Below are 22570 nucleotides of genomic sequence, written 5' to 3' on the forward strand. Positions count from 1 at the left end.
CCATCATCTGGGAAATAGCGGTTCCGGCCGCACCGGCGGCGGAAAGTTGAAGAAAACGACGGCGATTGAGACCTGCCATGAGGGCGCTCCTAATGCGTTGACTTTTTAATGTCCCCCGCCGGGAACTATGCCAGCGCATGGTTACGGCTCCGTGTACCCCAACTGAACATAATGGAACCTCCCGTCCACCCTCCGTTCCCCTGCCAAGGCACCCCATCCACGTGCCGCCGTCGTCCGTCCTGCTGGACACCCAGTCCTGGTGCTGCCGTCGCACTCCCCCACTAAGAAGCCGCTACTTGAGCTTTGGAACCAGCACCGGCGTGTTCTTCTTGTACTCCTCGTAGTCCGCCTGCCCGCCCCACTTCTTGTCGGCCTTCTTCTCCAGCGGCGGCACGCCGCTGCCCTTGATCAGCAGGAGGGCCACAAACACCGGGGAGACCAGCGCCGCCCACTGCCAGCCCTGCAGCACGGGCAGGGCGATGATGGCCACGCCCACCCAGAGGGTGATCTCGCCGAAATAGTTGGGGTGGCGGGACTTTGACCACAGCCCGGTGTTGATGAAGCGGCCCTTGTTGGCGGGGTCGTCCTTGAACCGGTTCTTCTGCACGTCTGCGGCTGTCTCGATGGTGATGCCCGCGAGCCACACCAGCAGGCCGGCCCAGAAGAATGCGTCCAGGCCCACCTTCCTGTCCGAGGTGATGGCCATGCACGCGAGCGCGGCGGTGAGCACCACCCACAGGCCCTGGATGGTCCACGTGTTCAGGAAGCGGAAGAAGTCCGGCTTGAGCTCGTCGAAGCGGTCGTCCTTGCCGTGCTTGCTGATCCGCAGGAACAGGAAGCTGCCCAGCCGCGCTGCCCAGAGCACCACCATGGCTGCCAGCAGCATGCCGCGGGCATCCACTCCCGGTGAGGCCAGCACCAGGAACACCGTGATGGAGATGTACGTCAGGGCGCCGGTGAGGTCGTAGAACTTCTCCGTCTGTGCCCTGTAGGACGGGATGAACACCAGCCACTGGATCACGAACGCGATGGCGACCCCCAGCGCGAACACCGGGAACCCGCCGATCCTGGACCCGCCCTGGCTTCCGGCGAGGGCGATGAGCACCCCTACCACCACGGCGATGACAGTACTGATGAGGGCCTTGCGGCTCTTTTCGTTCACGAACAGATTCCTTTCCCCTGGCCCGCCGCGCGCTGCTGCACGGCATGGTCCCGCCGCGGGCCCCTCCGGGCGCGGCTGTAACCCAACAACAGCCCATCCGCGCTGGCCTTGTCCACTTATTCTTCGAAGCAGGGACAATGTCGTATGGGTGGCGTCGGCACAGTTTTTACACTGCTGCCCAGGAGACACAACCGGTTAGGCAGTCCGGCCGCACCACTGGCACCGAACTGCTCTGGTAACGGTTTTACCCCGACGCAAGGAGCAAGGATGAGCCCGCGCACCAAGAAATGGCTGACGGCCTATGTAGTCAGCGCCCTGATTTTCGCAGCGCTGGACATGGTGTGGATCATGCTGGTGGCCAACCCGCTGTACCAGAGCCAGATCGGCGGGCTGCTGGCGCCCAAGGCCAACCTGCCAGGCGCGGTCCTGTTCTACGTCGTTTTCGTGGCCGGGATGGTGCACTACGGCGTCCGGCCCAACCATCCGGGTGCCACGGTCCGGCAGCGGATCACCGGCGCTGCGCTGTTCGGATTCTTTACCTACGCCACCTGGGCGCTGACCGGACTCGCCGTGCTGAAGGACTTCACAGCGCTGGTGGCCGTGACGGACATCCTGTGGGGAGCCGCGGCCTGCAGCCTGGTCACCTGGATGACCGCGACTGTCCTGCGGGGCCGACTCGCGAAACCTGCAACGGCCTGAAGCCTGCTTGCCGGACTGGCCCGCCGTCACGCCAGGCACGCTTTAGTCATGTCCGCGGCGAGGAAGCCCCGGAAACCCGTGGGCCGCCGTCGTCCGTTCCCGTCAAAGCGCGCCGGGCGTGACGCGGGGCGCCAGTCTGGCAGGGCGTCCAGCGTGGCGCAAGGGCCGGCCCGGCGGTTACCCGAACAGCGCCGCCACCTGGGTCAGCGTTTGAAAGACCCCGTAGGCCAGCGGGATCCCCACCAATATCCAGCCCAGTACCAGCCGGCCGGTGGACCGCTTGACGGGCTGGTGCGCGCCGGGGGTGTGTGCAGTGCTGCTCATTTCAGGCCTCCATGGCTGGTTCGGTGCGGCCGCGGTCCGGCCGGGGTTCGTGGAATCGTGCGTCGACGGGCTTGACCAGCAGGTTGGCCACGAACCCGATGACCAGCAGCGCCACCATGGTCAGCAGCGCGGGCTGGTAGGACGCGCCGTTGAGCTGGCCGGGCTTGCCCTGCGCGTCCAGGATGGTGTTGACAATCAACGGGCCAGCCACACCCGCGGCGGACCACGCCGTGAGCAGCCGCCCGTGGATGGCACCCACCTGGTACGTCCCGAAAAGGTCCCGCAGGTAGGCAGGCGCCGTGGAGAATCCGCCGCCGTAGAACGAGATGATCAGGAACGCGAGTACCACGTACAGGGCCGTGGCGGTGGATCCCGCCAGCGCCAGCACTGTGTAGAGAACCGCGCCCACGCCCAGGTACATCATGTAGATCCGTTTGCGCCCGGTGACGTCGGAGGTGGCGGACCAGGCGAACCGGCCGGCCATGTTGCCGATGGACAGCAGCCCCACAAAGCCGGCAGCGACGCCGGCAGTCACCAGGGACTTGCCGTCGGACTGCCGGAAGAAGTCCTGGATCATGGGCGCCGCCTGTTCCAGGATGCCGATGCCCGCTGTCACGTTGCAGAACAGCGCCACCCACACCAGCCAGAACTGACGGGTCTTGATGGAGTTCTTGGCGGAGACGTTCTCCGTGGTGACCAGCTTGGCTGCCTTGACCTTGGCGGGGTCGAACCCGGCCGGCCGCCAGCCGTCCGCGGGCACCTTGATGGTGAACGCGCCGAAGAGCATGTAGGCGAGATAGACGACGGCGAGGGTCAGGAAGAGCTTCCCCACCGCATCGCCGCTGGCCACCCAGCCCTGCGCGCCGGAGTTGGGGTCGTACGCCTTGAGCAGGGCCTGGGACACCGGGCTGGCAATCAGCGCACCGCCGCCAAAGCCCATGATCGCCATGCCAGTGGCCAGGCCGGGACGGTCCGGGAACCACTTGATCAGCGTGGACACTGGCGAGATGTAGCCGATGCCCAGGCCGATGCCGCCCACCACGCCGTAGCCCAGGTACACGAGCCAGAGCTGATGGGAGAAGATGCCCAGCGAGCCGATCAGGAAGCCGCCCACCCAGAACATGGCGGAGGTGAACATCGCCTTGCGGGGGCCGTTCCGGTCCACCCACGTGCCCATGATGGCGGCGGAAAGACCCAGCATCACGATGGCGATGGAGAAGATCACGCCGATCTCGGTCAGGCTGGCCCCGAAGTGCTTGACCAGAGCGGTCTTGTACACGCTGGTGGCGTAGGCCTGCCCGATGCAGAGATGGACGGCGAGCGCGGCGGGCGGGACCAGCCAGCGGTTGAAGCCCGGCGGGGCGATGGTTCGTTCACGGTCCAGGAAGCCCATGGTGATGTTCCTTGCTTGGTTGAAGACGACAGTGTCCAGCAGTCCAGAGGCGAAAGGCCCCATCTTGGGTCCATTGCCCATGTCTCCGGCAATCATCGTGCAGATCATCAGCAAACGTACTGCTGGCGCGCCGGGCGGTAGGGAATTTACGGCAAGCGGTTCCATTCGCCGGGCCGGGCGCCCACGGGAACCTCAGGTGAACAGTGCGTGAACGGATCAGGATTCCTGCCGGAACCGTAACCTCACCGTGATCTACTGGTGAGCGCAAAAGCTTACCGACCAGTAACTTACGGTCCGGCGGCCGGCCCCGGGTGGGGGGTGCCCGCGCCGCCGTCCTCCCTACCGACAAGGAAGCAGACGTGAATCTTTCAAGACGCCACCTCCTGGGAGCCGCAGGAACGGCTGCCGTCACCACCCTGGCCGCCGGCAGCGCCTTCCGGGCAGCCGAGGCCGCGCCGCCTGCGCTGCCGGCCCCCGGTGACTCGGGCATCGAGCACATCATCGTGGTGATGATGGAAAACCGCTCCTTCGACCACTTCCTCGGCTGGATGCCGGGCGCCGACGGAAAACAGTCCGGGCTCAGCTACACGGACAGGTACGGCATCCCCCATTCCACCTACCATCTGGCGGACTTCCAGGGCTGCGGCCACCCGGACCCGGACCACTCGTACGAGGGCGGCCGGATCGAGTACAACAACGGCAAGAACGACGGCTGGCTGCGGGCGGGGGAGAACGACGAGTTCGCCATCGGGTATTACAACGGGGCGGACCTGGACTTCTGGCGGCAGGCAGGCCCGGACTGGACCGTCTGCGACCGGTACTTTGCCGCGACCATGGCCGAGACGTATCCCAACAGGTTCTACCAGCACGCCGCCGCCACTGACCGGATCCACAACTCCTCCACAACCTGCACGCTGCCCACCATCTGGGACCGGCTGGCCGCAGCGGGTGTGTCCGGCAAGTACTACTACGGCGATATCCCGTTCACCGCGCTGTGGGGCACCAAGTACCAGCCCATCTCCCGCCCCTACGCCGAGTTCCTCGCGGACTGCTCAGCGGGCGCGCTGCCGGCGGTCTCCTTCGTGGACCCGCGCTTTACCGACGAAGGCTCGGGAACCTCCGGGGACGACCATCCGCACGCGGACATCCGCTCGGGCGAGACCTTCCTGGCCGAGGTCTACAACGCAGTGAAGTCCGGGCCTGGCTGGGCCAACACCCTGCTGGTGGTCAACTACGACGAATGGGGCGGCTTCTACGACCACGTGGCGCCGGGAACCGCGCCGGACACCAGCCCCGAAACGGCCCTGCGCGGTTTCCGGGTGCCGTCCCTGGTGGTCTCGCCCCGCGCGCGCCGCCGGTACGTGGCCCACGACGTCTACGACCACACCTCGGTCCTGAAGGCAATCGAATGGCGCTGGAACCTGGCACCGCTGACGCCCCGGGACGGGGCGGCCCGCAACATCGCCGAGGTCCTGGACTTCGGCACGCCGGCCAATCTTAGCGCTCCCACCTATCTGGTCCCGCCGTTCGTTGCAGGGCCGCCCTGCACACCGGTAGGCCCGCCCCCGGCCGAGGAATGGTCCGGACTGAAAGAGAAAGCACTCGCCGACGGATGGAAGCTCCCGTGAAACTGAAACTTCGGGCCGCCGCTGCGGCCATGTCAGTGCTGGCTGCCGCGGCCATCGGAGGGGCGGCTATGTCCTCCACCCCGGCTGACGCCACGACCCCAACCACCGCCTCACCAAGCCAGGGCTACCTGCCCGGAGCCAACCACGTCTTCGTCATCAACCTCGAAAACAAGGGCTACGACGAAACCTGGGGCCCGGCGTCGGCCGCTCCGTATCTCTCGCAGACCCTGCGCAGCCAAGGGGCGCTCCTGAACCAGTACTTTGGCACGGCCCACAACTCCCAGCCCAACTACGTGGCGCAGATTTCAGGGCAGGGGCCCAATGCGCAGATGCAGGCCGACTGCCAAAGCTACACCCCGTTCGTGGGCACCGGCACGGCCAGCCCGGGCCAGGCCGTTGGAGACGGCTGCGTCTTCCCCGCCAGCGTTCCTACTGTCGCCGGCCAACTGAAGGATGCCGGGAAGACCTGGAAGGGCTACATGGAGGACATGGGGACACCATGCCGGCATCCTGCGCTGGGCGCCGTGGATGACACCCAGAAAGCCAAGGTGGGCGACCAGTACGCTGCCCGCCACAACCCGTTCGTCTACTTCGCAGGGATCACCGGCTCGCCGGATTGCGCCAAGAACGACGTCGACCTGTCCGCCTTAAAGACAGACCTCGCCTCGGCTGCCACCACGCCTAACCTGTCCATGATCACCCCCAACCTCTGCCACGACGGACACGATTCCCCCTGCGTCGACGGGCAGCCCGGCGGCCTGAAGAGCGCCGACGAATGGCTCAAGCAATGGGTTCCGGCCATCACGTCCTCCCCCGCGTTCAAACAGGACGGGGTCCTGGTGATCACTTTCGACGAGTCAGACGGGCCCCAGTCCGACGCCAGCGCCTGCTGCGGCGAGGGTCCTGGGCCGAATTCTCCCCTGCCGGGCATCACCGGTATGGGTGGCGGCAGGGTGGGCGCATTGGTCCTGTCCCCCTTCACCAAGGGCGGCACCTGGTCCACCACGCCCTACAACCACTACAGCCTGCTGGCCAGCATCGAGGACACGTTCGGCCTGCCGTACCTGGGTTACGCTGGGACGCCCGGACTGAACCGGTTTGGACTCGACGTGTACAACGCGAGGGTCTGACCAGAGGCACGGCCCGATTCCGGACGGGCAACAACAGCCGGAAGGGGACCGCATGGACGCGGACGTCATCATCATCGGCGCCGGACTTGCCGGGCTGGTGGCCAGCAACGAGCTGGTCCGCGCAGGCAGGCGGGTGGCCATCGTGGAGCAGGAGAACGAGGCGAACCTGGGCGGACAGGCATTCTGGTCCCTGGGCGGGCTCTTCCTGGTGGACACCCCCATGCAGCGCAGGCTCGGTGTGAAGGATTCCGTGGAGCTGGCGTGGCAGGACTGGCAAGGTTCGGCGCAGTGGGACCGGCTTTGCGGCACCCATCCAGAGGACGAGTGGGCGCAGCAGTGGGGCCGGGCGTACGTGGAGTTTGCCGCCGGTGAGAAGCGCGCGTGGCTGCGGGAGCAGGGCATCAGGTTCACGCCGCTGGTGGGCTGGGCCGAGCGCGGCGACGGCAGGGCCGGCGGCCACGGCAACTCGGTGCCCCGCTTCCACGTCCCGTGGGGAACGGGCACCGGGGTCTCGGAACCGTTCGCGGAGCGTGCGCGGGCGGCCGCTTCGGCGGGCAGCGTCAGGTTTTTCTTCCGGCACCGGGTGGACGGATTAACGTACGACGGCGGCACCGTCACCGGGGTGCGGGGCGCCGTGCTGGCTCCCGATGGTTCCCCGCGCGGGGTGTCCTCCACCCGGGACGTTGCTGGCGGGTTCGAACTGCGGGCGCAGGCCGTGGTGATCGCGTCCGGCGGGATTGGCGGCAATCACGAGCAGGTGCGGCGCTGGTGGCCTTCGCGGCTTGGCACGCCGCCGCGGAAGATGGTCACCGGGGTCCCGCAGCACGTGGACGGGCGGATGCTGGACATCGCCGATGCCGCCGGGGTGCGCTTGGTGAACCGCGACCGGATGTGGCACTACACCGAGGGGATCCAGAACTGGAACCCCATCTGGCCGGACCACGCCATCCGGATCCTGCCCGGGCCGTCATCCCTGTGGTTCGACGCCCTGGGCCGGCGGCTCCCCTCCCCCGGCCTGCCCGGCTACGACACCCTGGGCACCCTGGGACTCCTCCGGGCCTCGCCGGAGCTGCAGCAGTACGACCATTCCTGGTTCATCCTCAACCAGCGCATCATCGAAAAGGAATTCGCCCTCTCCGGGTCGGAGCAGAACCCGGACATCACCAACCGCGACCTCAAGCTGCTGCTCCGCACCCGGCTGGGCGGCGGCGCCGCCGCCCCCATCGAGGCATTCAAGGAGCACGGCGTTGATTTTGTAGTCGCGGAGAACCTGGCGGACCTGGTCCGCGGGATGAACGGACTGACCTCAGAGCCGCTGCTGGATTACGGGCAGCTGCGGCGGCAGATCGAGGAGCGCGACGCCGAAATCCGGAACCCCTACTCCAAGGACGCCCAGGTATCGGGCATCCGCAACAGCCGCCGCTATCTGGGCGACAGGCTCTTCCGCACGGTCAAGCCGCACCGGATCCTTGACCCTGGCGCCGGGCCCCTGATCGCCGTGCGGCTGCACATGGTCACGCGCAAAACCCTCGGCGGCATCCAGACCGACCTCACCGGCCGGGCCCTCGGACACGACGGTTCCCCCATCCCCGGCCTTTTTGCCGCAGGGGAAGCTGCCGGGTTCGGCGGCGGCGGCGCCCACGGCTACAACGCCTTGGAAGGCACCTTCCTGGGCGGCTGTATCTTCACCGGCAGGACCGTGGGCAGAACTCTCGCCAGCGCGCTGTAGCCGAGCGCCATCGTTCACCGCGCCGAGCGCCAGCGGCCGGTTCCGCCCCAGCAGGTTTTGGCGGATCACGGCCTCCGGCGGTCACGCTGCGGCCCGGTGCCCCAACGCCAGCTCACGGAGCCGCACCAGGTCCAGCGCCGGCTGGGCCGGCGGAACGCCCGGCCGGTTCCGCGGAACCAGCACCCGCAGCGCGCCGGGGTCGATGCTGCACCGCACCGGCGTGCTCATCAGCAGGGCCTCGCCGTCCACTCCGACGGGGATCTGGGGCACGTCGGCGTCGACCACCACCTCCGCCGCAGTTCGCTGGACCAGACCGCGCTTACTCGCGCGGCGCAGCAGGCCGACGGCTTCGCTGGTGGTGGCGGCGGAGAGCGCCACCGCGCCGAGCACGCCCCGGTCCAACCGGGTGCGGCGGCCCAGGCCCGCGAGGTCGTGGCTGCCGTAGGGACCATTGCTCACCAGCACCGCCTGCGGCCCGTCCACCGTAACGCCGTCCACCTGCGCGTGCAGCCGCGCGCCCTTGTCGCCCTTGATCAGGTCCGGGAGCATCTCCAGCACGGTGCCCGCCTTGTCAGCGCGGTACTCCGGGCTCTGCACCACCTCGGCGTAGACCCCGAACGAGGAGTTGTTGACGAAGGTCCGGCCATTGATCTTGCCTAGGTCCACATGGAGCTCCACGCCATCGCGCAAGGCATCAAGGCAGCCGGTGGGATCCTCCCGGTCCAGGCCGAGATCCAGGGCGAAATGATTGCGGGTCCCGGCGCTGATCACCAGGAACGGAAGGTTGTGCTCGGCCGCGATGCCGGCCACCAGGGCCTGGGTTCCGTCACCGCCGGCCACGCCCAGCAGGTCGGCGCCGCGCTCCACTGCCTGCCGGGCCAGCGCATCGACGTCCACCGGGCCCGGGCCTTCCAGAAGCGCCACCTCGGCACCGAGGTCCTCGGCCTTCCGCTGGAGGCCGAACTTCACCACCTTGCCGCCCCCGGACCGCGGATTCATCACCAGGAAGGCATGTTTCCACGTGGGTGCGGGGTATTCGGTCGTCGCCGAGGCCTCCCGGGGCTCCCGCAGGGCGACGCGGGCACAGAGCACGGCAACAAGCAGCAGTGCCAGGGTGATGATGACCTCCAACAGCAGTCCCGCGCGCACGAACAGGAACAGCACCACCAGCGGGGCGATTGCCGCCAGCGCCAGCGCACACCAGCGCAGAAAACCCCGGCTGACGAGGAACCAGTAGAACCCTGCGACGGCCACCACCATGCCGCCGAAACCCGCCAGGAGCAGCGCAACGGTGCCGGCCAAACCGGCAGCGGCCAGGGGGACGAGCGCCGCACAGACGACGGCGGCGAAGGTCGCCCGCGCCCACCACCGCCGGTCCTGCGGGACCTCTTCGAGAGGGATGGCAGTCATGTCTTGCTCCTTGCGGTCATCCGGCCGAAGCGGTATCCGCCACACGTCCACTCGACGCTGCTACCGCAGCCGCAATCTGCTGCCGGGCAAGGGCATCGACCGATATCTTCTGCATGGGGCCACCCTATTCAGAAAGCTGCCCGCTGCCGAGGGTCCTAAGCCCCGTTCCCGGCTGCCGTCAATCAACGGCGGCACCTCCCCGCCGTGCGGCCCTCCGCACCGGGTTCGGTCAGGCCGTCAGTCACCCGCCACTTCCCCGGCACTCCATTGCGCGCCGGTCTGGGCCACGTATGCCTCGACGGCCGCGTCGATGGTCGGGTAGAAATGGTGCGGGTCGATCTCCTGCTTGAGCCCGTAGAGTTCGATCTTCGCCCGGACCCGGTGCTTGAGTTCGGCAAACACCAGGGAAGTGCCCTGCGCGTTCAACTCCCGGTCCAGATCGATCAACACGTCCGCGGCGGTGGTGTCGACGTCCGTGATAGGTTCGGCCGCGAGCAGGATCCATCGCGGTTTGGGTTCGGCCCGGGCCAGCTGGCGGATATTGTCCCGGAACGGCTTGACGTTGGCGAAGAAGACCGGGGCGTCCCAGCGGTAAATCACCAGGCCGGGCAGGTGCTTCGCGTCCGGGTGGAAGTTCACATCGTGGAACCCCTCCTCGCCCGGAACCCGCCCGATCACCGTCTCGTAGGGCCACCACGCGCGGCGGAAAATATTGAGGATGGAGAGCCCCACGGCAATGCCGATGCCGGGCAGCACGCCGAGGAATGCAACGCCGAGGAACGCCGCGAGCGACAGGCTGACCTCGGATTTGCTCTGGCGCCAGAGGTGCACGGTGGCCGGAATGTCGGCGAGGGACAACGACGCGGTGATCACGACGGCGGCCAGGGCCGGCTGGGGCAGGTTACGGAACAGCCCAGGCAGCAGAACGAGCATGAGGAGGACCAGCACGGCACCCGTCACGCCCGTGAGCTGGCTCTTGGATCCCGAACGTTCCGCAACAGCGGTCCGGGAGCCGCTCGTACTCACCGGAAAGCCCTGGAAGAAGCCCGCAGCCAGGTTTGCGGCACCGATCCCGATCATCTCCTGGTTGCTGCTGACCTCCTGTCCGGACCGTGCCGCGAACGACGCCGAATTCGAGATCGTGTCCGTCAGGGACACCAATGCGATTCCAAGCGCCCCGACAAACATCAGCGGGATGTCGGTGATCTCCACCTTGGGGATGGTGAAGGGCGGGAAGCCCCGCGGGAGTTCCCCCACCAGCGAGACACCCCGGGCGGCCAGATCAAAGATCGTCGCCGCCACGATCGCGAGGACCACCATGACGAGTACGGCAGGAACCTTCGGCAGCCACCGTTCCAGCGCCAGTATCAACAGGATCCCGGCCAGGCCGACGGCGGCGGCGGCAACCACAGTTTCGCCGCCGGCAACACCCCCGATGAAGGCGACCAGGTCACCGATGAAGCTCCCGCTGCTCACTTTGAAGCCGAAGAGTTTCGGAAGCTGGCCCACCAGGATGGTGATCGCCAGGCCGTTCATGTAGCCGAGCATTGTGGGTTTGGAAATGAGGTCGGCGATGAAGCCCAGCTTGGCCACGGACGCCAGGACCATGAAGAGGCCGACCATGAGCGCAAGCAGAGATGCGAGCGCCACCGCCTTTTGCGGGTCGCCGCCGGAGGCGACCAGCGGCAGGACGGTCGCGGCGATCATCGGCCCGAGCGCTGAGTCCGGTCCCAGCACCAGAATCCGGGACGGCCCAAAAACCGCATAGGCGAACAGGCAGAGGATGGTGGTGTACAGCCCCGTGATCGTCGGCAGGCCGGCCAGTTCGGCATAGGCCATGCCTTGGGGCACCAGGAGCGTTGCCAGCACGACTCCGGCGACGACGTCATTGCCGAACCAGGCCCTCTGGTACGTGCTGGGCACGTCGAGCCCGGGCATCACCCTGCGCAACGGACCCATGCGCCGCCGTCGAGCGTTGGTCATAGGGGCACTCTGCCGTCCGGCGCCGGCCGGCGCATCCCCCGTCAAGGGTGAGCCACGGGCAGAACCCTGACGGCCGCACTTTAGCCGGGCGACGCCGTCGTACGCTTCCCCTCCCCAAAGTCACTGCTGCGGCGCCAACCTCATCTGCGTGGAGAGGCCGTAGGCGGCCTTGAGGTCGCTGTCGCTGGAGACAAGCACCCGGCCGACAACGAGCACCGAACGGTTCGGCGAGGCGATCTGTTTCATCCCGTTGGGCACTTGCCCTGTCCACCGGGGCCCGGTGATGAAATAGTCCCCGGCCTCGGTGCCGGTGGTGCGCTTGCCCACATAGGCGAAATTGGTGTTGCTGGACGGATTGGTGAACTGCACGCTGTAGTAGCGGCCAGCCATGTCCGGGACGTGCAGGACCAGCGGCCCCTTCGAGAGGTCGAGCCAGCCCAGGGTCATGAGGGTGTCACGGTTCACTCCCGCCGACGCCAATCTGGAGCCGCCCGTGGCCGCGTGCAGGGGGTCCGCGAAGGAAGCCTCCGGCTGCGTGTACAGCGTGTTGACCGGGATGGGGCCACCGCCGAACCCCTTGACGAGGACCGCCCTTTTGAACACGGACAGGAGCATGCGCGGCCAGAAGCGGATGGCCGCGAACCAAGTCACCACCATGACCGAGCCGAAGATGAGCAGGTGCTCGAGCCTCATGCGCCCTGCCCTCCCGCTTTGATGACCGGCGGTACCTGGTAGGTACGGTCCAGGATTGCCGGGCCCGGCTCATACACGCGCAGCCAGAGGATGAACCTGCCGGAGGGGGCGGGCAGCCAGTTTGAATCACGGCCTGCCGGAACCGTGTTCTGGAGGTAGACGTCTACGGAGCCATCCGGGTTGGGGAACAGTTGGGCGCACGCGGCCCGCATCATCATGCCGTTGCCCGGGTCGCCCAACCCGAACATCGTGATCCAGCCGTTGACCCTGGCGGCCTTGATCCTGGCGTAGTTCTGAGCGGTGACAAAAGCCATGCCGAAGCCGATCAGGAAGCCCTGCAGCAGGTCACTGCGCACAGTCCTCGCGGGCGGAAAGAAGATCATGGAGAAGATGAAAGCCACACAGATGGTACCGATCAGCGCCGTGAAATACGCATATGTTTTGCTCATGTGCCGGCTCCTCCTTGTGCAGGCCGGACCAGCCGGAATTCGGGCGGGCGCTCCAACTCCGGAAAGTCCATGGCGCCAGCCTAGCCAGTGAACCCGCGCACCCAGGCCCGGTGCCGCCGTCGTACTTTGCCTGCCCCGCCCCTCCGGGAGGGCGAACCTGCGCACTTAGGATGAGGCATGGACTTCGAGGACGTGCTCGTGACGGCGGTTGGCGCCGCGCTGATTCTGCTGATGGTCGCCGACGTCTTCCACACATTGCTGTTCCCCCACGGCTCCGGTCCGGTGGGCCGGACCATCATGCGCGGGTTCTGGCTGCTGTCCAAAAAACTCAGGGGCGGGGCTTCCTCCATCGCAGCCCCGCTGGCGATGGCTGCGGTCATCGCCGCCTGGGCCGCCCTGGCCGCCGTGGGCTGGGCGCTGCTGTACCTCCCCCATCTGCCGGACGGGTTCTCGTACTCGGCCGATGTCCCCCGGCAGGCAGACTTCGCGGAAGCTCTATATATCTCGCTGGTGGCCCTTTCAACGGCGGGATTCGGCGAGATCGTTGCTAACAACCCCTTGCTTCGGCTGGTGATGGCCTTCCAGGCCGTCGCCGGCTTTGGCCTGCTGACCGCCACGGTCTCGTGGATCCTGCAGACCTACCCAGCGCTCAGCCGGCGCCGGGCCCTTGCCCACCAGCTCAACCTGTTCCGCGAGGCTGCGGGGCCCTCCGGCATCGCCTCGCTGGAGGCGCGGCACGCGGCGGGACTGCTGGAGTCGATGGCTGAAAACGTGGCGTCCGTCAGCATCGACCTTCTGTCCTTCCACGAAACCTACTACTTCCATGAGGTGGAGCAGCGGGGATCGCTTCCCGCCACCATCGCCTACGCCCACCAACTGGCCTCGGCGGCCCAGGTCAGCGAGAACGCCGAACTGCGGTTTGCCGGCCGGATGCTCTACGCGGCGCTGGACGACCTTGCCGACGTGCTGCGCGGAAAGTTCGGCCATGTGGGAGACACGTCCTCCGACGTCTTTGACCACTACGAGCTCCACCACAGGCACCGCCGGCCTCCGGAACCGCGCCGGTGACGTGCAGGTGTTCTGCCGTGCCCAGCTTGCTAGGGTCTGCGTATGGCTTCCCACTCCCACTCCATGGACGACGTCATCAACGAACCTGAGCGCGTCCAGTTCGAGTTTTTCCTGGATGAGCACCGGGCGGCCCTCAACAGCTGCCTGGACGGGCTGACCGAGGAGCAGGCCCGCCGTCGGCTGGTCCCTTCCCGCACCACCCTGCTGGGCCTGGTGAAGCACGCAACCTTCGTGGAGAAGGTCTGGTTCGATGAAGCCGTCACGGGCCGCCCGCGCAGTGAGATTGGCATCCCTGCCACGCCTGACGAGTCATTCATTCTTAACGACGGCGACACCATCGGGTCCATCGTGGCGTCGCACCTGGAAGCCTGCGCAGCATCCCGGGCGGCGGCCGCCCCTCTGGGCCTGGATGACGTAGTCACCGGAAACCGGCGTGGACCGGTGCCGCTGCGCTGGGTCTACCTGCATATGCTCCGGGAACTGGCGCAGCACTGCGGCCACGCGGACATCCTCCGGGAGCAGATCCTGGCGGAGTAGCGCCTGGAGGCCAGTTGGTTCAGGGCACAGTTGCCACGGCACCTGCAATTTCCTTCGCCACCTCGATCACGACGTCGACCCGGCGGGGCCGGTGCCCACCCGGCGGGACAGCCGCGACCACACCGTTCGGCGGAACGTCGTCGGCCACCGGCACCAGGCAGACGCCGGACTCCGGATATTGATGTTCCATTCCGGGCCAGACATTGTTGACGCTGTAGGCCTGGCCGCTTGCCACGATCCCGCGGATGGTTTCCGACACCACGCTCCGCCACCTGACGCGCGGCTCGACGCCGGCGGACTGGAACATCGCCAGGACGCGCTCAGCGCTGGGTGGAACGTTGAACAGGACCGCGTCCTCGTCAGCGAGGTCGGCGAAGTGCAGCGACTTCCGGTTCGCGAGCGGATGCTTGGCATGCAGGAGAAAGTGCATGCGCGATTCTGCAACGGGAATCAGGTCCACACCGGGAACAGCCTGGAGCGAGTAGATGAATGCCGCGTCCAGGGAACCACCGGCGGCAGCCTGCTGCAGTTCCTCCGCGGCACCTTCGGTGAAGTTCACTTCGATTTCCGGCCAGCGCCTGCCTACTTCGGCCAGGAGCCGCGGCATCAAACGCGGGCTGATGGCCACCATGCAACCGATCGACACCCGTCCGCGGAGTTCCTCCCAGCCCGAACGGACAGCATCCGGAATTTCGGCGGCCTCTCCCAGGATGCGGCGCGCCCGGGCACCCAGCGCTTCGCCCGCAGCGGTAGGCACTACCCGCTTGGACCGGGTCCGCACGAAGAGTTCGACGCCGAGGGCCCGCTCGAGCTGGGCGATCGCCATGGACGCTGCGGCCTGGGAGATGTTGCTGTTCCTCGCTGCGTCGGTCACCGAGCCTGCATCGAGGACAGCAACGAAGTACTGGAGTTGGCGGAGGGTGAATTCGGCTGGCTCAAGTTTTCCTGATCATACTGCTCAAATTGATTGATTATACAAATAGTGTGCGCCAAACCACACTTGAAACCAGCCCCGAACCAAAGGAGATTCCCATGGCGCACACTTCCTCCCCCTACGTCATCACTCTCGGCACAGCCGGCGGTCCACGCTGGTGGGCTGCCGCCGACTCAGGCGAACGGACCGGTATCGCAACGGCTGTCGTCGTCGGCGACGCGTTCTACCTCGTTGACTGCGGCCAGGGAGCGGGCCGGCGTCTCGGCCAGGCGGCCCTGGACCTGAAGGACCTCCGGGCGCTGTTCATTACGCACCTCCACTCCGACCACGTGTACGACCTCGCCGGCATCGGCATCTTCGGCCTATATGCGCTCCAGCACCGGACCAACGATCCCGTCCGGATCCTCGGCCCCGGAGACCGCGGCGCTCTGCCTCCGGTGTCGCCGCGCGCCGCCGTCGCCCCCGCACCTCTAGCCCCCAACAGCCCCACCCCGGGAACCCGCCAGATGTTCGAAACCCTGATGGCAGCGCACGCAACAGACCTCAACGACCGGATCCTCGACAGCCTGAAGCCCAGCCCCCTTGAAGTCTTCCAGGCGGAAGACATCAGGGTCCCCGACGGCACCGGATACCACCCCAACAGCAACCCGACCCCGCCAATGGACCCCTTTGAGGTCTACCGCGATGAACTCGTCACTGTCACCGCGATCCTGGTGGAGCATCCCCCGGTGGCCCCGGCGTTCGCGTTCCGCTTCGACACCGCGGAGGGCTCCGTGACCATTTCCGGGGACACGTGCTTCACGCAAAACCTGGTCACCCTTGCCCGGGACACCGATCTTCTGCTGCATGAGGCAATCGACTTCGATTGGGTCGAACAGCTGTACGGCGACAAGACGGACGGCGCTTCACGTGCCGCCCGCGACCATCACTACAAATCGCACACCAGCGTCCGTGACGCCGCCAAGGCTGCCGAAGCAGCCGGCGCCCGGCAGCTCGCCCTGCACCATCTGGTCCCGGGCCACGCCCCCGCACAAGTCTGGCTGGAAGCGGCCGAACACTTTTCCGGCCACTTCGTTTTGCCAAACGACCTCGACATCATCCCTTTCGGCCAGCGCTGAGAACCACGTCAGGACTAAAACATGACCTCCACAACCCCGCTCACGACGGACCACCAGCCTGTTTCCCTCAATACAAGGGACATGCGCCGCATCCTCGGCTCGTCCTTCATCGGCAGCGCGATCGAGTACTACGACTTCATGCTTTACGCCACGGCAGCGTCGCTGGTGTTCGACAAGGTGTTCTTTGCGGACCTTGGCCCCGGGTTTGCGCTCTTTGCCTCGTTTGCCACGCTCGCGGTCGGTTACCTTGCGCGGCCTCTCGGCGGCGTCGTGTTCGGTCACTTCGGCGACCTGCTCGGACGTAAGAAGATGCTTGTGGTTTCGATGCTGATCATGGGCTTCGGCACCGTTGCGATCGGGCTCCTCCCCACAACGGCGCAGGCCGGCATCGCGGGCCCGGTGGCCCTGGTGCTCCTGCGCCTCATCCAAGGGGTCGCCGTGGGAGGCGAATGGGGCGGCGCTGCCCTCATGGCGATCGAGCACGCCCCGGCGGAGCGCCGCGGATTCGCAGCAGCCTTCGCCAATGCCGGCGGCCCGGCCGGTGCGATCCTCGGCACGCTGGCGCTCTCACTGTTCGCAGCCCTGTCCGGCGAGGACTTCCTGGTCTGGGGCTGGCGGATCCCGTTCCTGCTGAGCGCCCTGCTGATCATCGTCGGCCTCGTCATACGGCTCAAGGTGTCCGAAACTCCTGCGTTCCAGCGGCTTCAGTCAGCAGGCGAGCAACGAAGGGTGCCGTTGCTGGACGTCCTGCGCAACAACTCCCGCGCCGTACTCCTTGGCCTCACTGCCGCGACGGCGTTCTATGTGTGCCAGGCGATGACCACCGTGTGGGGTGTATCCGTCGCGGTGGAGAATGGTGCCGACAAGAACGGTGTACTGAACGTCAAGGCGGGTGCGGCGGTCCTGACCCTCATCATCTGTTTTTACTCAGCACGCCTGAGCGATCGGATTGGCCGCAACCGGGTTCTCATCGGAGCCTCCCTTCTTGGCATTGTCCTCACCTACCCGATCCTCATCCTGATCACCAACGGAACGCTCTGGGGCTTCGGCCTTGCAATAGTGCTCGGGAACGGACTCGTACAGGGCTTTTTGTACGGGCCCATCGCCGCCTACGTCGCCGAGCAGTTCCCCACCCGCAACCGCTACACCGGGGCCTCGCTCGCCTACCAGGGCGCCTCAATGCTTGGAGCCGGGTTCACACCCCTGATCGTCACCGGCCTGAGCCTCGCCGGCGGCGGAAGCATCTGGCTTATCGGCGTCTTCTGGATCGCTGTCCTGGGCGCGGCGGCGGCCGCAGTACGCGCAACGCCGGAGGGAACACGCCGCGCAGCCCAGTAACGGCCGGGCGGGTAAGTCATGAAGACACCTCGGTGTGGCTGCACCGAGGCTACCTCCGCCTTCGCGGTGACCTGCGTGGCGGCCGGTGCCGGGACCGGACGTGGATCGGCAGGAAACGCCGCGGACCGGTCATCTCTTCCCGGCTTGTCAGTGCCACGGCGCCAACCAGCAGCCACATCGCGGCAGCCTGGCCCCACGGGTAGACCTGCTGGGGAACTCCAGGTGTCAGCGGGTTGAGGATGAACTGAAAGGCTGCCAGGCTCGCGTGCATCAGCGCCGCCACAAGCACGCTCCCCGTATGGTCGTATACCCAGACCATGAGCACCCGATATGCCGTGAGCTGGCCGACCAGCACAGAAACCAGCCACAGCGACATGAAGATCCCCAGAGGCACTCCGCCGTTTGTCCCGCCGCCGCCCCAGTAGTTCACGAAAAAATGCCAGGCGCCCCACAGCACGCCCACCAGCAGCCCAGTCCAGAGAACGCTGTGGTGCTGCCTGGCCCTCGGAACGGCGAACCCGGTCCAGCCGATCTCCTCAAGAAGCCCGACCCCCAGCCCCAGCACGACTGCCGTGACGAGTGTCCCGGCCCTGTCAGGCTCCGTGGCAATCCGCGGCGCGTAATCCAGGGAAGACAGCCACAGCACCAGCACGGGAACGGCCAACGTCAGCGGTGCGGCGAGCAGCGCAAAGAGGTACCAGCGTCCGCCCACCTGCCAGGCCAGCAGCCGCGCCCAAAGATCCCGGTACCCTGCCCGTCCTGCAACGATTCCCGTCAGGACCAGGCTGGCAAGAGCAGGACCGAGCAGCATCGCCGGCACCGTCACGGGGATGGTCAGCTGGAACTGCTCAGGCGTGGGCGACAAACCGCCAGTGACCACCCATACGGCCAGCACAATGGCACCCCAGGATAATAGGAAAGTCATGCCGTAGTACCAGGGCAGCGGGTGCTTGCGCAACGATCCCTTCAGGTCATGCATGGGAACCTCCCCGCGTTTCAGGCAACGAGCCTGGCCACCAGCTCGCCGCGGCTCCCGACGCCGACTTTCTCGAAAACCGATTTCAGGTGGTCGTGCACCGTATGCGGGGAGATGAACAGGTGCCGTGCGATCTCCGCCGTCGGATTGCCGGACAGCACCTCCAGGCAGACGTCCCGCTCCCGCGCCGTCCCCAACGCCGCAGAGTGTGCCTGCGCCACCACGGAGTAGAGCGTCTGGCTGAACCGGCCGGGTGCAGCTTCCTCCACCTCGGCCAGCCAGGAGGCGGCGGCGTGCGTAGCCGCCTGCAGTTCGCCGTGCAGCCCGGCCAGGACAATCACGGGCCCGACGGCGGCTGGTCCTGTTTGGTGCGCCACGCGGACAGCGGCCCTGGTGGCCGCAGCCAGGGTTGCGGCCACGGCGCCCAGGAATTCCACCTCCCGGTCCGTGAAGTCCGGTCCGGCCTCCCGGAAGATGCTGCCCACTCCCCAGCACGCGCCGTCCACCCGGAAGGCGGCGCGCAGCTCGTGCTCAAAGCCCAGCGGCCTGAGGAGCTCATTGATCCGGACACTGCGGACCGCGTCGCGGTGCGGGGCATCCGAAATCCTGGCGATGGGACGCGGACGCCGCAGCAGCTCGGCGAACGTGTTGGGTTCCTGGCCCGTGTATTCGGACTGGGCAAAGCGCAGGAAATACTCCTCAAACCGGTGCTTGCCCACAGGCCACGGCTGCCAGTTGGTGACGGACGTCATCACCATGGAGTCGGGGTCGACGCCGGCCGAGCACCCCTGCGCGAACGGCACCTCACGCTGCACCACGGCGAGCGCCGATGCGTAAAGGTCAGGCAGGCCCATCCCGCCGGCGGCCATGGCGGCGATGTCCCGCCGGGCACGCTCCCCGCGCTCCTCCCACATACCTCCAGTATCCGCCCGGCAGGCAGGGCAGCAATCCCCCAATTTGGGGGTTTCCCAAGCACCCCGAAACCCCCGGCGGGGGGATCGCGGCGGTGCGTTCCGGCGTCGTACTTTTCCTTCATGGACGCCGCACGTCCATACCTACGGAACAAAGGGAGGCTGCAATGGGACAGGCACGCGAAGCCATGGACCGGCTGATGACGGCCATGGACGCAAAGGACAGGGAGGCGCTGGCAGGCTGCTACGCCGTTGACGCCGTGATCCGCACCCCGGACCAGGGCGGAATCACGGGCCGCGACGCCATCGCGGACTACTTCTTCCATTTCTGGGAGGCCATGCCGGACGTGAGGTACGAGCAAACGGAGAAGCATGAAGCCGGAGACGTGGCCGTCGTGGAGGGCTTCATGGCCGGCACCAACACCGGACCACTGGCCCTGCCCACCGCGCACAGCGCCTACTTTGACCAGATGGAACTCCTGGGCCAGCTGGGGCTGCTCCGCGAACTGTCCACCCACTGACGGGGGCCGCAAGCAGGGGAAACGAACCATGCGGTCCCGTTACGGCCTTTCAGCCGTGACGGGACCGCCCCTGGAACCCATCGGATTAGGTGGTTAGGCTGCGCCCAGCGTGGCGCCGGCGGGGGCGTCTTCGGATGCACCCGAGAGCCGGAGCCAGGTGTCCACCACGGTGTCCGGGTTCAGGGAAACGGAGTTGACGCCCTCCTTCACCAGCCACTCGGCGAAGTCCGGGTGGTCGCTGGGGCCCTGGCCGCAGATGCCGACGTACTTTTCGCGGGCCCGGCAGGCCTTGATGGCCATGCTGAGCAGCTTCTTCACGGCAGCGTCCCGCTCGTCGAAGCTGTTGGCCACGATCGCCGAGTCGCGGTCCAGGCCAAGGGTCAGCTGGGTCATGTCGTTGGAGCCGATGGAGAACCCGTCGAAGTACTCCAGGAATTCATCGGCGAGCAGCGCGTTGGAGGGCAGCTCGCACATCATGATCACCTCGAGTCCGTTCTCGCCACGGCGCAGGCCGTTCTCGGCGAGCAGCTCGATGACGCCCCGCGCCTCGTCTAGGGTCCGCACGAACGGGATCATCAGCTTGACGTTGGTCAGGCCCATCTCGTTGCGGACGAAGGACAGGGCCTCACACTCCAGGTCGAAACAGTCCCGGAAGGACGGCTCCAGGTACCGGGACGCGCCGCGGAAACCGATCATCGGGTTCTCTTCGTGCGGCTCGTACGCCGGGCCGCCGATCAGGTTGGCGTACTCGTTGGACTTGAAGTCGGACATGCGGACGATCACCGGCTCCGGCGCGAACGCCGCCGCGATGGTGGCCACGCCCTCGGCCAGCCGCTTGACGTAGTACTCCCGCGGGCTGCTGTAGGCGGCGATCCGCTCCCGGATTTCCGCGGCCACGTCGGCAGGCTGGATGTCCAGGTTCAGCAGCGCCTTGGGGTGGATGCCGATCTGCCGGTTGATGATGAACTCCAGCCGGGCCAGGCCCACGCCGTGGTTGGGCAGCTGGGCGAACGTGAACGCCTGCTCCGGCGTGCCCACGTTCATCATCACCTTCACCGGCGCCTCGGGCAGGTCTGTGATGCCGGTTTCCTCCACGCTGAAATCGAGCAGGCCTTCGTAGATGGCACCGGCCTCGCCGTCGGCGCAGGACACGGTCACCTCTTGGCCGTCGGACACGGCGTCGGTGGCGCTCCCGGTGCCCACGACGGCGGGGATCCCCAGTTCGCGGGCGATGATGGCGGCGTGGCAGGTGCGTCCGCCGCGGTTGGTGACGATGGCGGAGGCGCGCTTCATGATCGGTTCCCAGTCGGGGTCGGTCATGTCTGCCACCAGCACGTCACCGCTCTGGAACGAGGCCATCTGGTCGATCGAGGTGAGGATCCGGACGCTGCCGGCCCCGATCCGCTGGCCGATTGCACGGCCCTCCACCAGCACCGGGCCGGTTTCGTTCAGGCGGAACCGGGTCTGGCTGCCGGGGGCGCGGCGGGACTGCACGGTTTCCGGGCGGGCCTGCAGGATGTACAGGCCGCCGTCGATGCCGTCCTTGCCCCACTCAATGTCCATGGGGCGGCCGTAATGCTTCTCAATGGCGATGGCGTGCCGCGCAAGCTGCTCCACGTCGTCGTCCGTCAGGCTGAAGCGGCTCCGCAGCGATGCCTCCACCGGCACGAAATCGATGGTGCGGCCGATCTCGCTGCTGTTGGTGTACGTCATCTGCAGGGCCTTCTCGCCCAGGCCGCGCTTGAGGATCGCGGGACGTCCGGCCTCCAAGGCAGGCTTGTACACGTAGAACTCGTCCGGGTTCACGGCGCCCTGGACCACTGCCTCACCCAAGCCGTAGGAGGAGGTGACGAACACTGCGTCCTGGAAGCCGGATTCGGTGTCCATGGTGAACATGACGCCGGAAGCGCCGACGTCGGAACGCACCATGCGCTGGATCCCCGCCGAGAGTGCCACCTCGGCGTGCTCGAACTTGTGGTGCACCCGGTAGGCGATGGCGCGGTCGTTGTAGAGCGAGGCGAAGACGTCCTTGATGGCCTGCAGGATGTTGTCGATTCCGCGGACGTTCAGGAACGTCTCCTGCTGCCCCGCGAAGGAGGCGTCGGGAAGGTCCTCGGCCGTGGCGCTGGAACGCACAGCCCAGGACAGGTCCTGGGAGCCGGCGTGCTTGTCCACCAGTTCCTGGTAGGCCTCGCGGACCTGGGCCTCGAAGTCCGGCAGGAACGGCGTCTCGCGCACCAGGGTCCGGATTTCCTGGCCGGCCGCGGCCAGGGCGGTGACGTCATCCGTATCCAGCCCAACCAGCCTGTCGGCGATCGTCTGGTCCAGGCCGGAATCGGCCAGGAAACGGCGGTACGCATCGGCCGTGGTGGCGAAGCCGTCAGGGACCTGGACGCCGGCGGACGTCAGGTTCTGCACCATCTCGCCCAGGGAGGCGTTCTTGCCGCCCACCTTGTCCAGGTCCTTGAGTCCGAGTTCAGAGAACCACAGAACGTCTGTTGTCATGTTTACTGCTCCTTTGCAGGGATGGCATAGGCGTGCCTGCGCCGCTCACGGTGGTGCCGGCG

The 22570-nt window shown here is 66.9% G+C and carries 21 protein-coding genes and 1 pseudogene; 9 read left to right on the top strand and 13 right to left on the bottom strand.

Going from position 1 to position 22570, the window contains the following annotated elements:
- Together IEW19_RS24310 and IEW19_RS19440 are read right to left on the bottom strand one after the other, a co-directional pair.
- A partial coding sequence (locus IEW19_RS24310) for a twin-arginine translocation signal domain-containing protein (protein WP_373283628.1) occupies positions 1-217 on the bottom strand: 217 nt, incomplete at its 3' end.
- A 75-nt stretch (positions 218-292) separates the two neighbouring features.
- Entirely contained in the window at positions 293-1162 is an 870-nt protein-coding gene (locus tag IEW19_RS19440) for a DUF1295 domain-containing protein (protein WP_188573227.1), read from the bottom strand.
- 267 nt (positions 1163-1429) lie between these two features.
- Between IEW19_RS19440 and IEW19_RS19445 the strand changes: the two genes are divergently transcribed.
- The gene (locus IEW19_RS19445; RefSeq protein ID WP_188573228.1) at positions 1430-1861 is read left to right on the top strand and encodes a DUF2177 family protein; all 432 of its coding nucleotides are present in this window, start codon (positions 1430-1432) and stop codon (positions 1859-1861) included.
- A 177-nt stretch (positions 1862-2038) separates the two neighbouring features.
- Here IEW19_RS19445 and IEW19_RS19450 read toward each other — a convergent pair whose 3' ends face one another.
- Together IEW19_RS19450 and IEW19_RS19455 are read right to left on the bottom strand one after the other, a co-directional pair.
- Positions 2039-2185 carry an MFS transporter small subunit gene (locus tag IEW19_RS19450; protein WP_188573229.1) on the bottom strand — a complete coding sequence of 49 codons (147 nt, stop codon included), beginning with the start codon at positions 2183-2185 and terminating at the stop codon, positions 2039-2041.
- A 1-nt stretch (position 2186) separates the two neighbouring features.
- Complete coding sequence (locus IEW19_RS19455) at positions 2187-3578, bottom strand: OFA family MFS transporter (protein ID WP_188573260.1); 1392 nt, start codon at positions 3576-3578, stop codon at positions 2187-2189.
- Positions 3579-3937: 359 nt separating this feature from the next.
- Between IEW19_RS19455 and IEW19_RS19460 the strand changes: the two genes are divergently transcribed.
- From IEW19_RS19460 to IEW19_RS19470, 3 genes are read left to right on the top strand one after another with little or no spacing between them, the layout of a single operon-like run.
- Entirely contained in the window at positions 3938-5206 is a 1269-nt protein-coding gene (locus IEW19_RS19460; RefSeq protein ID WP_188573230.1) for an alkaline phosphatase family protein, read from the top strand.
- Positions 5203-6336, top strand: a complete 1134-nt coding sequence (locus tag IEW19_RS19465) for an alkaline phosphatase family protein (RefSeq protein ID WP_229748602.1) — start codon at positions 5203-5205, stop codon at positions 6334-6336. The genes IEW19_RS19460 and IEW19_RS19465 overlap by 4 nt, the downstream gene beginning before the upstream one ends.
- A gap of 52 nt (positions 6337-6388) precedes the next feature.
- Complete coding sequence (locus IEW19_RS19470; RefSeq protein ID WP_188573231.1) at positions 6389-8065, top strand: FAD-binding dehydrogenase; 1677 nt, start codon at positions 6389-6391, stop codon at positions 8063-8065.
- A gap of 81 nt (positions 8066-8146) precedes the next feature.
- Here the strand turns inward: IEW19_RS19470 and IEW19_RS19475 are convergent, their stop codons facing one another.
- The 4 genes from IEW19_RS19475 to IEW19_RS19495 form a co-directional block, all read right to left on the bottom strand.
- Positions 8147-9475, bottom strand: a complete 1329-nt coding sequence (locus tag IEW19_RS19475; RefSeq protein ID WP_188573232.1) for a diacylglycerol/lipid kinase family protein — start codon at positions 9473-9475, stop codon at positions 8147-8149.
- 237 nt (positions 9476-9712) lie between these two features.
- Positions 9713-11458, bottom strand: coding sequence for a SulP family inorganic anion transporter (locus IEW19_RS19485; protein ID WP_188573233.1), 1746 nt, complete (start codon positions 11456-11458; stop codon positions 9713-9715).
- A 120-nt stretch (positions 11459-11578) separates the two neighbouring features.
- Positions 11579-12151, bottom strand: coding sequence for a DUF1254 domain-containing protein (locus IEW19_RS19490; RefSeq protein ID WP_188573234.1), 573 nt, complete (start codon positions 12149-12151; stop codon positions 11579-11581).
- Entirely contained in the window at positions 12148-12600 is a 453-nt protein-coding gene (locus tag IEW19_RS19495) for a DUF1214 domain-containing protein (protein ID WP_188573235.1), read from the bottom strand. The genes IEW19_RS19490 and IEW19_RS19495 overlap by 4 nt, the downstream gene beginning before the upstream one ends.
- A gap of 177 nt (positions 12601-12777) precedes the next feature.
- On the opposite strand from IEW19_RS19495, the gene IEW19_RS19500 reads away from it, so the two are divergent.
- Complete coding sequence (locus IEW19_RS19500; RefSeq protein WP_188573236.1) at positions 12778-13668, top strand: potassium channel family protein; 891 nt, start codon at positions 12778-12780, stop codon at positions 13666-13668.
- 42 nt (positions 13669-13710) lie between these two features.
- On the top strand, positions 13711-14205 hold the full coding sequence (locus IEW19_RS19505) for a DinB family protein (protein WP_188573237.1): 495 nt from the start codon (positions 13711-13713) through the stop codon (positions 14203-14205).
- 19 nt (positions 14206-14224) lie between these two features.
- Here IEW19_RS19505 and IEW19_RS19510 read toward each other — a convergent pair whose 3' ends face one another.
- Together IEW19_RS19510 and IEW19_RS23995 are read right to left on the bottom strand one after the other, a co-directional pair.
- Positions 14225-14962, bottom strand: coding sequence for a LysR substrate-binding domain-containing protein (locus IEW19_RS19510; RefSeq protein WP_268236310.1), 738 nt, complete (start codon positions 14960-14962; stop codon positions 14225-14227).
- Positions 14954-15112: pseudogene (locus tag IEW19_RS23995) on the bottom strand (helix-turn-helix domain-containing protein); the annotation flags it as partial. The pseudogene IEW19_RS23995 and the gene IEW19_RS19510, both read right to left, overlap by 9 nt.
- Before the next feature lie 125 nt (positions 15113-15237).
- Here IEW19_RS23995 and IEW19_RS19515 point away from each other — a divergent pair.
- The gene (locus tag IEW19_RS19515; RefSeq protein WP_188573239.1) at positions 15238-16257 is read left to right on the top strand and encodes an MBL fold metallo-hydrolase; all 1020 of its coding nucleotides are present in this window, start codon (positions 15238-15240) and stop codon (positions 16255-16257) included.
- A 21-nt stretch (positions 16258-16278) separates the two neighbouring features.
- On the top strand, positions 16279-17595 hold the full coding sequence (locus IEW19_RS19520; protein WP_188573240.1) for an MFS transporter: 1317 nt from the start codon (positions 16279-16281) through the stop codon (positions 17593-17595).
- A 49-nt stretch (positions 17596-17644) separates the two neighbouring features.
- On the opposite strand, the gene IEW19_RS19525 is transcribed toward IEW19_RS19520, so the two are convergent.
- Positions 17645-18574 carry a CPBP family intramembrane glutamic endopeptidase gene (locus IEW19_RS19525; RefSeq protein WP_188573241.1) on the bottom strand — a complete coding sequence of 310 codons (930 nt, stop codon included), beginning with the start codon at positions 18572-18574 and terminating at the stop codon, positions 17645-17647.
- A 17-nt stretch (positions 18575-18591) separates the two neighbouring features.
- A complete protein-coding gene (locus IEW19_RS19530) occupies positions 18592-19485 on the bottom strand; it encodes a helix-turn-helix transcriptional regulator (protein ID WP_188573242.1) in 894 nt (297 codons plus the stop codon).
- A gap of 164 nt (positions 19486-19649) precedes the next feature.
- On the opposite strand from IEW19_RS19530, the gene IEW19_RS19535 reads away from it, so the two are divergent.
- Complete coding sequence (locus tag IEW19_RS19535) at positions 19650-20003, top strand: nuclear transport factor 2 family protein (protein ID WP_188573243.1); 354 nt, start codon at positions 19650-19652, stop codon at positions 20001-20003.
- Between the two features lie 93 nt (positions 20004-20096).
- Here IEW19_RS19535 and ppsA read toward each other — a convergent pair whose 3' ends face one another.
- Entirely contained in the window at positions 20097-22508 is a 2412-nt protein-coding gene (ppsA, locus tag IEW19_RS19540) for a phosphoenolpyruvate synthase (RefSeq protein ID WP_188573244.1), read from the bottom strand.
- Positions 22509-22570 lie beyond the last annotated feature (62 nt).

This window comes from Arthrobacter liuii, from assembly GCF_014639275.1.
GTDB lineage: Bacteria > Actinomycetota > Actinomycetes > Actinomycetales > Micrococcaceae > Arthrobacter > Arthrobacter liuii.